11 protein-coding genes are annotated in these 11,146 nt (G+C 60.6%); 4 read left to right on the top strand and 7 right to left on the bottom strand.

The window, feature by feature from the left end; genetic code table 11:
* Nucleotides 1-4: 4 nt before the first annotated feature.
* Nucleotides 5-1,525, bottom strand: a complete 1,521-nt coding sequence (locus AB1E42_RS10410; RefSeq protein ID WP_368344176.1) for a trimethylamine methyltransferase family protein — start codon at nucleotides 1,523-1,525, stop codon at nucleotides 5-7.
* A gap of 92 nt (nucleotides 1,526-1,617) precedes the next feature.
* On the opposite strand from AB1E42_RS10410, the gene AB1E42_RS10405 reads away from it, so the two are divergent.
* A complete protein-coding gene (locus AB1E42_RS10405; protein WP_368344175.1) occupies nucleotides 1,618-2,547 on the top strand; it encodes a LysR substrate-binding domain-containing protein in 930 nt (309 codons plus the stop codon).
* Here AB1E42_RS10405 and AB1E42_RS10400 read toward each other — a convergent pair.
* The 6 genes from AB1E42_RS10400 to AB1E42_RS10375 all read right to left on the bottom strand — a co-directional run bounded on the left by AB1E42_RS10400 (nucleotide 2,544) and on the right by AB1E42_RS10375 (nucleotide 8,163).
* On the bottom strand, nucleotides 2,544-3,185 hold the full coding sequence (locus AB1E42_RS10400) for an SDR family oxidoreductase (protein WP_368344174.1): 642 nt from the start codon (nucleotides 3,183-3,185) through the stop codon (nucleotides 2,544-2,546). The genes AB1E42_RS10405 and AB1E42_RS10400 overlap by 4 nt on opposite strands.
* Before the next feature lie 48 nt (nucleotides 3,186-3,233).
* A complete protein-coding gene (gene purF / locus AB1E42_RS10395) occupies nucleotides 3,234-4,691 on the bottom strand; it encodes an amidophosphoribosyltransferase (RefSeq protein WP_368346411.1) in 1,458 nt (485 codons plus the stop codon).
* Between the two features lie 162 nt (nucleotides 4,692-4,853).
* Entirely contained in the window at nucleotides 4,854-5,411 is a 558-nt protein-coding gene (locus tag AB1E42_RS10390) for a CvpA family protein (RefSeq protein WP_368344173.1), read from the bottom strand.
* A 14-nt stretch (nucleotides 5,412-5,425) separates the two neighbouring features.
* A complete protein-coding gene (gene radA, locus AB1E42_RS10385) occupies nucleotides 5,426-6,808 on the bottom strand; it encodes a DNA repair protein RadA (protein WP_368344172.1) in 1,383 nt (460 codons plus the stop codon).
* 54 nt (nucleotides 6,809-6,862) lie between these two features.
* On the bottom strand, nucleotides 6,863-7,465 hold the full coding sequence (locus AB1E42_RS10380; protein WP_368344171.1) for a LysE family translocator: 603 nt from the start codon (nucleotides 7,463-7,465) through the stop codon (nucleotides 6,863-6,865).
* Between the two features lie 479 nt (nucleotides 7,466-7,944).
* On the bottom strand, nucleotides 7,945-8,163 hold the full coding sequence (locus AB1E42_RS10375; protein ID WP_368344170.1) for a DUF1127 domain-containing protein: 219 nt from the start codon (nucleotides 8,161-8,163) through the stop codon (nucleotides 7,945-7,947).
* A gap of 274 nt (nucleotides 8,164-8,437) precedes the next feature.
* Between AB1E42_RS10375 and AB1E42_RS10370 the strand changes: the two genes are divergently transcribed.
* The 3 genes from AB1E42_RS10370 (at nucleotide 8,438) to AB1E42_RS10360 (ending at nucleotide 11,146) form a co-directional block, all read left to right on the top strand.
* Nucleotides 8,438-9,541, top strand: a complete 1,104-nt coding sequence (locus tag AB1E42_RS10370; RefSeq protein ID WP_368344169.1) for a P-loop NTPase — start codon at nucleotides 8,438-8,440, stop codon at nucleotides 9,539-9,541.
* Nucleotides 9,541-10,032 carry an N-acetyltransferase family protein gene (locus AB1E42_RS10365; protein ID WP_368344168.1) on the top strand — a complete coding sequence of 164 codons (492 nt, stop codon included), beginning with the start codon at nucleotides 9,541-9,543 and terminating at the stop codon, nucleotides 10,030-10,032. The genes AB1E42_RS10370 and AB1E42_RS10365 overlap by 1 nt, the downstream gene beginning before the upstream one ends.
* A gap of 607 nt (nucleotides 10,033-10,639) precedes the next feature.
* Entirely contained in the window at nucleotides 10,640-11,146 is a 507-nt protein-coding gene (locus AB1E42_RS10360) for a division/cell wall cluster transcriptional repressor MraZ (RefSeq protein ID WP_368344167.1), read from the top strand.

Raw genomic sequence — 11,146 nt, 5'->3', positions numbered from 1 at the left:
CGGCCTAGTACCAGGCTTCGGGGATTTCTTCCTTGCGCTTGGCCACATAAGCCGCCAGCGCTTCCTTGGCCGCGGGGTCTATTGGCGGCGCTTCATAAGCGGCCAGCATGTCCTTCCAGCGTTTATTGGCCCGCATCCGCATATCGGCGCTGCCGGCTTCCTCCCAGCTTTCCACGTTTTCGCTGTTGCTCAGTGCAGGCTCATAAAAAGCGGTTTGATAATTGCGCATCGTATGGCCGGAGCCAAGGAAATGCCCACCCGGCGCGACCTCATCATAGGCATCCCGCGCCATCGCCTCATCGCTGCAATCCAACCCCTGCGCGAGCACCTTTTGGTAGCTGCCCAGCCTGTCCGCATCCATGATCAGCTTTTCGTATCCGGTGCAAAGGCCCCCCTCCAGCCACCCCGCCGCATGCAGGACGAAATTCGCACCCGCCAACATGGTGGAATGCATCGAATCCGCGCTTTCATAGGCCGCCTGCGCATCCTCAATTTTCGAGGCCGTGAGCGAGCCACCACAGCGCAAGGGCAGGCCCGCCCGCCGCGCAAGTTGCCCGATCGCGTAGTTCGAGATCACCGGCTCCGGCATGCCAAAGGTCGGTGCGCCCGATTTGAGCGACATGGATGAGAGGAAGTTCCCCAGTACAAACGGCGCACCCGGCCGCACGAGCTGCGCAAAAGCACAGCAGATCATCGCTTCCGCCATCGCTTGCGCCACGCTCGCAGCAGTGGAAACCGGCCCCATCGCACCTGAGAGGATGAACGGAACCACCACGATCCCTTGACCCCGCCCGCAATAGGCGCGGATCGCTTGCGTCACCACCTTATCCACCAACAGGGGTGAGTTGGTATTGACGTTACCCATGATCACGCAGCGCTCCTCTAACCCGTCGGCGCCGTGCAGGATTTCCGCCATCGCCACGCTGTCCTCCGCGCGGCTCATTTCCGTGATAGCGCCCAGATGCGGCTTGTCCGAGCACGTCATGTGCAGGAACAGCATGTCCAGATGCCGATGGCTCACCGCCACATCACATGGCTCGACGATCACTAGCCCCGTGTGGTGCAGGTTCGGGTGCAGGTAGGAAAGCTTGATCAGGTTTTCGAGGTCGGCCATCGTTCCGTAGCGGCGGCCATTTTCCAGATCGCGCACAAACGGCGCACCATAGATCGGCGCGAAAACCTGATTTCCATCCCCGATCACCACGCTGCGGTCGGGGTTGCGGGCGTGTTGGATGAAATGGCGCGGCGCTTTGGCGCAGAGCGCACGGATCCATTTCGCATCAGCGCGGATTCGGTCGCCATCCGGCGTAATTCCGGCCTGCTGCCAGACCTCCAGTGCTTCAGGGTCGTCACGGAAGGCGATGCCCACATTTTCTAAAAGCCAGTCCACCTGCCGTTCCAGCTTCTCGATCTGCTCGTCGTCAAGCACATCAAAGAAGGGCAAGGTACGGCGGATATGGGGTGACGGTGGCGCCGCACCGAGCGCGGTGGAATGTGATCGGTTCGGGCGGGCGCGTCTGGCCATGGGGATCATCCTGAAAGCTCTCGCGTGATGGTAATGCGGCGACAGATGCTTGTGACGCTTGAAAATTCCGATGCTTTGGATAATCCTCAGTTATGCAAGAGCTTTGGAAAATCCTCCCCTCGCCGCGCCACTTGAGCGTCTTTGAAGCCGCAGGAAGGCTCGGTTCCTTCACCGCTGCAGCGCAAGAGTTGAATGTACAGCAACCCGCCGTCAGCGCCGCGATCCGCCAGTTGGAGGAGGCAATGGGCGTTCTTCTGTTCAACCGAACGCATCGCAAGGTCACGCTGACCGATGCAGGCCGCCGCCTCCACGCCGATGTCACCCGCGCGTTCGAGGATGTGCTCCGTTCGGTGCGGCAGGTCCGGCAATACGGGCGCAGCGATCACGTCACGCTCAATGCGTCATCCGCTTTTGCATATTACTGGATGATGCCTCGCTTGCAGGAACTGCACCGCGATCACCCCCAGATCGACCTCCGCCTCCAGTCCAGCGACCACGAGCCGGACATCGACGCCGAGAACATCAGCCTCGCCGTCCGGCGGGGGCAGGGGGATTGGCCCGACGTGCACGCCGCCAAAATCGCGGATGAGGTGATCTTCCCGATCGCCAGCCCCCTCGTCATGGCCTCCGCCCGCAACCTCCGTTCCGTGCCGAACTTGCTCCACGAGCGCTTGATCCACCTCGAAGAACCGATCCGCGCGCGCCCCACATGGCGGCAATGGTTCGCCCATCACGATGTGCACAACCGCGAGCCGGTCGCGGGTTTGCGGCTCAATGATTACGCGCTGGTCCTGCAAGCCGCCATCGCGGGGGAGGGTTTCGCCTTCGGTTGGCAGCACGTCACCCGCGGCTTGATCCGGCAGGGCCTCCTCGCCGCGCGGCCCGAATGGGCGTGGCGCACTGGCGCAGGTTTCTACCTCGTCTGGTCCAAGACGCGGCCGCTCATTCCACAGGCGGAAGCCGTGCGCGATTGGATCATCGCACAGGCGCAGTCAGAGATGCGCGAGATCGAAAGCAGTTAGGCGAGGATTTGCGGCAAGAGCCGCGCCGCTTCATCGCGCGGATCGGCCAGATCATCACGCGCTTCACCGGGGAAGAACCGCGCCCGCACCGCCGTCGGCATCGGTTCCGGTGTCAAGATCCGCACATGCGGCCCCGTCTTGGCGCTTTCCGCCTGCCAGCTGCGCGCCAGCGCAACCTGCGCCGCTTTCGAGCTTCCGTAATGGCCGAAAAACGCCTGCCCGCCGCGTGGATCGTCAAAGAAGATCGCCCGCCCGCTCTCGCCAATCAGCGGCGCGGCATAGGCGATCAGCCGCGCCGTCGCCTTGACGTTGGTATCCATCGACTTGTCGAAGTCCTTATCTGCCAGATGCCCTGCAGGGGCCAACGGCCCTGCATGCACCGCGGTATGCACCCACAGGTCCAGCTTTCCCCAACGATCAAAGATCGAACGGCAGAGCTGCTGCATCGCCGCTTCTACCGTGATGTCCATCGGTGCGAGCGTCGCTTGCCCGCCAGCGGCCTTGATCCGGTCGTCCAGCTCTTCGAGCGCGCCGACCGTCTTGGCAACAGCGATAATGTGATGGGTCGGCGCAAGCGCCTCTGCAAGAGCGGCACCCAGCCCGCGGCTGGCGCCAGTAATCAGGGCAATCTGTATCATAGCGGCGGTTTGGAGCCTCAGCCGTCAAAGGTCAAGCGTAGTGGCGCTTTATCCCACGGCTTTCAGCTCGAATCCCTTCTCAATCATATCGCTCGGCGCAACCGGATATTCACCCGAGAAACAAGCATCACAGTAGCGCGGCGCTTTCGGGTCGCGGCCACCAGCCTCGCCCACCGCACGGTACAACCCGTCGAGCGAGATGAACTTCAAACTGTTCACACCCAGATGCTTGGTCATTTCCTCTTCGCTCATCGTCGCGGCAAGGAGCTTCTCGCGCTGCGGCGTGTCCACGCCATAGAAGCACGGCCAAGCCGTCGGCGGTGACGCAATGCGGAAATGCACCTCCGCCGCACCGGCATCAAGGATCATTTCCTTGATCTTGCGGCTGGTCGTGCCGCGCACCACCGAGTCATCCACGAGGATCACCCGCTTGCCACGGATCAGCGCACGGTTGACGTTCAGCTTCAGGCGCACACCCATATTGCGGATCTGCTCGGTCGGTTCGATGAAGGTTCGGCCCATGTATTGGTTGCGGATAATCCCCATCGCGTAGGGGATGCCCGATTGCAGGCTATAGCCAATCGCGGCAGGTGTGCCGCTGTCCGGCACGGGGCAGACCACATCCGCGTCAACCGGCGCTTCTTTCGCCAACTCGCGCCCGATGTTTTCGCGCGTTTCATAAACCGAACGCCCGCCGAGGATCGAGTCGGGGCGGGAGAAATAGACATGCTCAAAGATGCAGAAACGCGATTTCTGCGGGCGGAAGGGGAAATGGCTCTGCACACCTTTTTCGGCGTTGATCACCACCATCTCGCCCGGTTCGATCTCGCGCACGAATTCGGCACCGATGATGTCGAGCGCACAGGTTTCCGATGCCAGCGCCCATCCGTCACCCACTTTGCCCAGCACCAGCGGCCGCACGCCCAGCGGGTCGCGCACGCCGATCAGCTTGGTGCGGGTCATCGCTACGACGGAGAACGCGCCTTCGACCTTGCGCAGCGCTTCTTCCATCCGGTCGGGGATATTCCGCCCCATCGACCGCGCCATCAGGTGAATGATGCATTCGCTATCTGACGAGGACTGGAAGATCGAGCCGCGCTCGATCAGCTCACGGCGCAGTGCGTCCGCATTGGTGATGTTGCCATTATGCGCGATCGCCGCGCCACCCATCGCAAACTCGCCGAAAAACGGCTGCACATCGCGGATCGCTGTCTGCCCCTTTGATCCGGCGGTGGAGTAGCGCACATGCCCGATACCAAGGCTCCCCGGCAGGGTCTGCATCACCTCATGACTGGTGAAGTTGTCGCGCACATAGCCCATGCGCCGCGCGGAGTTAAATCCGCTCTCCGGATCATAGGTAACGATCCCGCCAGCTTCTTGCCCACGGTGCTGCAAGGCATGCAGGCCAAGGGCGATGAAGTTGGCTGCGTCAGAGACACCGATTGCGCCGAAAACGCCGCATTCCTCTCTGAGTTTATCATCGTCGAAGGGATGGGCGGGCGGCATTTGATGGGACACGAGGTCTGGCTCCGAATCCAATTGATAGCGGTCGCGGCCCGTATAGTCGTTCAAGCCGCGACTGTCACGAAACTATCATATTTTCTGCGTGTCCAATGCGCGGCAAATCGCGCGGATGCACAGGCGTGGCGGCTTAGTCTCGTGTTGGGTCTAGAACGCGCTGCAAACACCGACCAGTTGCTCGTATTGGGTGGTGATCCAGCCCAAAGCCGCTTCTGGATTTTGTTCGGCGATGCGGTCGGTGAATTGGCCAAAGATCACAGCCGCGCGGCTGTCGTCGATCATGGCAAAGTCCTGCGTCTCCAAAATCGTCTCATAGACGAAAAAGCCAACCGCGACGAGGATCAGCGCCCGTACCACCCCGAACAAGAAGCCCGCGCCTTGATCCAGCCCGCTGAGCGCTGAGCGCTGCACGAGCGACGAGAAAAGCGGCGTGAAGATAGAGAAGATCACCAAAGCGATGGCAAACACGCCCGCGAATGCGGCGATGATCGACAATTCACAACTGTCACCGATGAAGGAACCCAATACCGGCACCTGCTTGACCAGCGGTTGCGCAAGATCGGCGTAAAGAAACGCCACAATGGCCGCACCGCCCCAACCTGCAATCGCCAGCAATTCGCGCATGAACCCGCGGGAATAGGCCAGCAGCGCCGAAACGATCACAATGATCGCAACAACCCCGTCAATTATGGTGAAACCTTCCATGCCTGTCCCTTGTCCTATTCTTGCGCCGCCCTCGGTCCGGGGCCGAAAACCTCTTCCACAAAGCCCGGAAGGTCCTCCATCTGGCGGAGAGAAAGCCCGGCTCCCGTAACCTCTTTGCGAAGTTGCGGAAGGATTGCAGAGGAAAAACCAAGTTTTTGGGCTTCTTTCAACCGGTTTTCCGTCTGTGAGCCTGGTCTAAGCCCTCCCGAGAGCGATATTTCACCCATAATGACCGAATCTGGCGGCACCGTGGCATCCTCTCTGGCCGAAACCAGCGCCGCCGCGACGGCCAAATCTGCTGCCGGATCGGAGATGCGCAGCCCGCCCGCCACATTGAGGTAAACATCCAGCCCCGCAAAGCTGACCCCGCAGCGTGCATCCAGCACGGCGAGGATCATCGCCAAGCGCCCGCCATCCCAGCCGACGACTGAGCGGCGCGGTTGCGCGGTGGGCGAGGGGGCGACCAGCGCCTGAAATTCGCACAACATCGGGCGGCTGCCTTCGATCCCTGCAAACACCACCGATCCCGGCGCGGGCTTGCCGCGCTCGGACAGGAACAGCGCAGAGGGATTCTTGACCTCGACCAAGCCTTTTCCGGTCATCTCGAACACGCCGATCTCGTCAGCGGGGCCAAAGCGGTTCTTCACCGCGCGCAAGAGGCGGAATTGATGGCCCCGTTCGCCTTCGAAATAGAGCACGGTATCAACCATATGCTCCACCACCCGCGGCCCCGCAATCGCGCCTTCCTTGGTCACATGCCCGACCATGACAATCGCAATACCCTGCCGCTTGGCAAAACTGGTCAGCTCATGGGCGCAGGCCCGCACTTGGCTCACCGAGCCGGGCGCGCTTTCCACATTGTCGGCCCACATCGTTTGGATCGAGTCGATGATCGCGAGGTCAGGTTTTTCGCTGTCGAGCGTGGTGAGGATGTCCCGCAGATTGGTGGCCGAGGCCAATTGCACGGGGCTTTTCGTCAGTCCCAGCCGCCGCGCCCGCATCTGCACTTGGCTCACCGATTCCTCGCCCGAGAAATAGATCACCTTCAGCCCGTTGCGCGCAAACCGCGCCGCCGCTTGCAGCAGCAGCGTCGATTTCCCGATTCCGGGATCGCCGCCCAGCAACAACGCCGATGCCTTCACCAATCCGCCGCCCAGCACGCGGTCCAGCTCCTCGACCCCCGCCAGCGTGCGGGGCGGTTCCGGTTCTTCGGTCGCCAGATCGGTCAGCGCCACACTGCGCCCGCGCTTCGCGCCAAGCGATTTCGCGGCTGGCCCGGCGGCAAGCGGCTGATCTTCGATGATGGAGTTCCACGCCCCACAGCCATCGCACTTGCCCGACCATTTCGAATAGGTCGCGCCGCAGGCCGTACAGGAGTAATTCAGGTCTTTTGCCATGGCGATGGTTTTGGCCCAATCTGCCGCGCACGGCAACGCTCAATCGCGCTTGCGCTAATGTCCGCGCAAAATCGGGATCAGTGTCGCCACCAACAATAGCGCCATCACGATGTTAAATGTCCTCAGCCGTACCGGCGATGTCAGGAACTTCCGCATCTGCTGCCCGAGCACGGTCCAGAAGCTGATCGAAGGGATGTTGGTGCAGACAAAAACCACCGCCACAATCACCACTTCCCGCATCGTCTGGTTGCCGGTGTAAGCACTGATCGCCGTCAATGCCATGAACCACCCCTTCGGATTCACCCACTGAAACGCCGCAGCTTGTAGGAAGGTGAACGGCTGCCCGCCGGTTTCAGGCGCATCCGGTGCTTTTGGCGCGGCATTGGCGATTTTCCATGACAGGTACAGCAGATACCCGACCGATACCCATTTCATCACGGTCAGCGTCAGCGGGTATGTCTCGAAGACCTGCACCAGCCCCGCACCCAGCACCACGATCATGAACGAATGCCCAAGCCCCACGCCCATCATATGCGGCACGGTCCGGCGCACGCCAAAATTCGCCCCCGATGCCATCAGCATCATGTTGTTTGGCCCGGGCGTGATGGAACTGACAAAAGCAAAGCCCATCAGTGCGGTCAGCAATTCTATCGGCATGGGAGTCTCCCTCGTGATGCGCTTGCATTTCCGTTTTTCGCGGCAAGGGCAAGCCCCGCAAACGAAAACGGCGACGACCCAGGGAGGAGGAGGGTCATCGCCGTTCTTTTTGCACGTCGCAGCACCCAAGGGAGGAGGAGGGGTGCGTCGCGTTCGTTGTCGGGCCGGACCCCCAAGGGAGGAGGAGGGAGGCCGTCCCGGATTTACGGCGCAGGGCTAAGGGAGGAGGTTGCCATGCGTCGTATTTGCGTTCCGGTATCCGGATGCCCCTAGGGAGGAGGAGCGGGGCATCCGGTCCAGAACATCAGCGCCCCAAAGGGAGGAGGACGGAGCGCCGAATTCTTTGGTGCGGGCGGTGGCGTCAGGGAGGAGGAAGACGCCACCGCCGCTAATTCGGGCCGCTCCAAGGTAGGAGGAGAGGAGCGGTCCGATATGTCAGGACGCAATCAGGGAGGAGGAGGATTGCGCCCCGATGGGAATTACACGCCGTAGGCGGCTTCTTTTGCCAGCGACTGGATGTTCGAGCGGGCGATGCCCAGATCGGCCAGATCACGGTCGTTAAGTGCTTCCAGTTCGTTCAGCGTGCGCAGGTACACAGCGCGCTTTGCGAGGCGGTCTGCGATGGATGCACGGAGCGTAGCGAAGCGCTCAACGAGGTTGAAACCAGAGGCGATGCGGATGTCGTTTGCGTATGCCATTTCTATATCTTTCTCTTCTTCGTCAGGTGCCGGATGTGTCCGGCCGGTTGAAACTGTTAGCGCTGTCGTTTGCGCCGTTGAGAGGAGAAATAGTCGTTTGCTGCGATTGCACAATCCACCGTTTTATCAATGCCGCTATGCAGCAATTGCATGGGAACTGGCATGCGGCCACACAATCAGGTAGCACACTGCCAATTCATGCGGCGTTTAACCGTGATTTCACGAAAATAAGGCATATTTGCCTTTAAAACTGGCAGTTTGAAAAGGGTCTCCCATGTCTCTCACTCGCGAAACCGTGATCTCCGAACTCGAAAAAGTAGCGCTCCCCGATGGTGGAACGCTCGTCTCGCGGGACTTCGTTCGCGCCCTCTCAATCGAGGGTGGAGTGGTCCGCTTCGTGATCGAGGCGCCCTCGCCGGAGCTGGCTGCCAAAATGGAGCCGGTGCGCCAGTTGTCCGAGCAGATCGTGCGGGCGATTCACGGCGTCGAGTCGGTTTCTGTCGTGCTCACGGCCCATAGCGCGCCCGCTGCGTCCAAGCCCGCCGCCGCGCCTTCCGGTGGCGCGGGTGCGCCGCCATCGCTGAAGGTTGGCCGCCACCCCACGCCGCAAGCAGGCCCGGCGCCTGTCGCGGGTGTGGATCGCATCCTTGCAATCGGGTCCGGTAAGGGAGGTGTGGGCAAGTCCACCGTCTCCACCAATCTCGCTGTCGCGCTGGCGCGTGAAGGGCGGCGCGTCGGGCTTCTCGACGCCGATATATATGGCCCGTCATTGCCCAAGATGATGGGTGTCTCCGGTCGGCCTTCATCGCCCGACGGTAAATTGATCAATCCGCTACACGCGCATGGCGTCACCGTGATGTCGATTGGCCTGATGGTCGACGCCGAAAAAGCCGTTGTCTGGCGCGGCCCGATGCTCATGGGCGCGCTGCAACAAATGCTGTCTCAGGTGCAATGGGGCGAGCTGGACGTTCTTCTCGTCGATCTGCCCCCCGGTACGGGCGATGTGCAACTGACCCTCTGCCAAAAAGCGCATGTGACCGGCGCTATTGTCGTCTCGACCCCGCAAGACGTGGCCCTGATAGACGCCCGGAAGGCGCTCGATATGTTCCGCACGCTCAACACGCCGGTTCTTGGCATGATCGAGAATATGTCGACATTCCATTGTCCGCATTGCGGGGAGGAGACACAAATCTTCGGTCACGGTGGCGTCGCACATGAGGCCGAGGCGCTTGGCCTGCCGCTCTTGGGTGCTTTGCCGATTGACCTTGATACCCGTCTCGCTGGCGACAGCGGTGCGCCCGTCGCAACGGGCGAAGGGCCGGTGGCCGATGCTTACCGGCAACTGGCCAAGGGTCTTGTCGCGGCAGGTATGGCTTGATGACACCCGTCGCCATTCGTCCGGCAACAACCGCCGATTGGCCGGCGATCTGGGCCATCCTCGCGCCTGTCTTCCGCGCGGGCGATACCTACACAATAGACCCAGATATTTCCGAGGCGGATGCAGAGCGCTACTGGATGACGACCGGTCGTCCTTACGTTGCCGAACGTGACGGTGCGATCCTCGGAACCTTCTATATCCGCACCAACCAGCAGGGTGGCGGCGCGCATGTCTGTAATTGCGGCTATGCCACATCACCGAGCGCCCGCGGGCAGGGTATCGCACGGCAAATGTGCATCGAATCCCTGCCGCTGGCCCGCGCGCTGGGCTACGAAGCAATGCAATTCAATTTCGTTGTCACCACGAATAAAGCTGCGCTGCATTTGTGGGAGAGCCTCGGGTTCGACACCGTCGGCCGTCTTCCCAAGGCTTTCCACCACCCGAGCGAAGGTTTTGTCGATGCTGTCGTGATGTATCGACACCTCGATTAAGTCGCCTCTGGGATTTCATGGTCTAAATCCCTCCAAGTTCCGAATCACATCCTGAACCCGCGCGGAATTTCATGGGAATTCAGTGTTTCGAAATGGGTTCGAACTTAATGTTCTGTTAATGTTCTCAATGCCTTGTGTTTGATTGGGATTTTTTGGGAATTTTTTGAACAGTCACAAAGGTGACAATATGTAGTGTCTCACTTTTATATGAGCACAATATGAGTTGCAAATTACGTCAAATACCATCTCTTTTCTCAATTTGTCTCACTGCTGCACCTTCGTAAACATCAGAATTCCCAAAATATTCTGTTGATTACCATGAATTCCCATGGCATCCCTAATTCATCGGATAAAGCAGGACATCGATTAAGGGGGCAAAAAAGAACCCCATCGGCGAAAAAAATAGCAGGTTTCATACAGGCACCCGCTTCATCCGAACGAAAGAGATCCGGCGCGCGAGCGAGCAGACATCCCCCCAGGTGGCGCGCGCAGTCGGACTTCCCGTAAGGGACGAGCGCGGCGGATTGAGCAGTGGCAGCAGCTCGATCCGCCGCTTTCGGTTCAAGGCCCCGAAAGGGGCGCATTAACAGGAGAGGGGCCGCTTGGCGTGGTTCTGAGTTTTACAGGCGAATATGTCCAGAAGGTGGACAGCAAAGGTCGGATGTCCATTCCGGCTGATTTTCGCCGTGTGCTCGAAGCCGGAGACGCCGACTGGACCGATGGCCTCCCTGTCCGCCTCTACCTTCTTTACGGTGATCACCTGAAAGAGACGCTCCACGTCTATACCGTGGCCGGTTTTCAGGAAATCGCCGACCGCATCACCGGCATGCCCCTTGGCGATCCGAACCGGACCCGCCTGTCGCGCCTGATCCTTGGTCAGTCGATCCGCATGGATGTCGATAAGGATGGCCGTGTGGTTATGCCGATCCGCCAGCGCCAGAAGCTTGGTCTGACCGAGGGCGAGGTCTACTTTTCCGGTGTCGGCGATCATTTCGAGATTTGGAAAGCAGAAACCTTCAGCGATACCGTTGGCCAGTCGCTCTCCGATTGGCTTGCCGATCAGCCGGACGATTTCGATCCGCTCAGCCTGCTGGGGCAGGGCGGGGGCAGCTAG

It is taken from the genome of Pelagovum sp. HNIBRBA483 (assembly GCF_040931995.1).
Lineage (GTDB): Bacteria > Pseudomonadota > Alphaproteobacteria > Rhodobacterales > Rhodobacteraceae > JAEPMR01.
The sequence above is the reverse complement of the archived record's forward strand: the minus strand, read 5'-3'. Positions and strand labels throughout refer to the sequence as shown.

Bases quoted from the DNA above. Each gene is read 5' to 3' on its own strand.
- AB1E42_RS10410 (WP_368344176.1), bottom strand. From the start codon at position 1,525: ATGGCCAGACGCGCCCGCCCGAACCGATCACATTCCACCGCGCTCGGT.
- AB1E42_RS10405 (WP_368344175.1), top strand. From the start codon at position 1,618: ATGCAAGAGCTTTGGAAAATCCTCCCCTCGCCGCGCCACTTGAGCGTC.
- AB1E42_RS10400 (WP_368344174.1), bottom strand. From the start codon at position 3,185: ATGATACAGATTGCCCTGATTACTGGCGCCAGCCGCGGGCTGGGTGCC.
- purF (WP_368346411.1), bottom strand. From the start codon at position 4,691: ATGCCGCCCGCCCATCCCTTCGACGATGATAAACTCAGAGAGGAATGC.
- AB1E42_RS10390 (WP_368344173.1), bottom strand. From the start codon at position 5,411: ATGGAAGGTTTCACCATAATTGACGGGGTTGTTGCGATCATTGTGATC.
- radA (WP_368344172.1), bottom strand. From the start codon at position 6,808: ATGGCAAAAGACCTGAATTACTCCTGTACGGCCTGCGGCGCGACCTAT.
- AB1E42_RS10380 (WP_368344171.1), bottom strand. From the start codon at position 7,465: ATGCCGATAGAATTGCTGACCGCACTGATGGGCTTTGCTTTTGTCAGT.
- AB1E42_RS10375 (WP_368344170.1), bottom strand. From the start codon at position 8,163: ATGGCATACGCAAACGACATCCGCATCGCCTCTGGTTTCAACCTCGTT.
- AB1E42_RS10370 (WP_368344169.1), top strand. From the start codon at position 8,438: ATGTCTCTCACTCGCGAAACCGTGATCTCCGAACTCGAAAAAGTAGCG.
- AB1E42_RS10365 (WP_368344168.1), top strand. From the start codon at position 9,541: ATGACACCCGTCGCCATTCGTCCGGCAACAACCGCCGATTGGCCGGCG.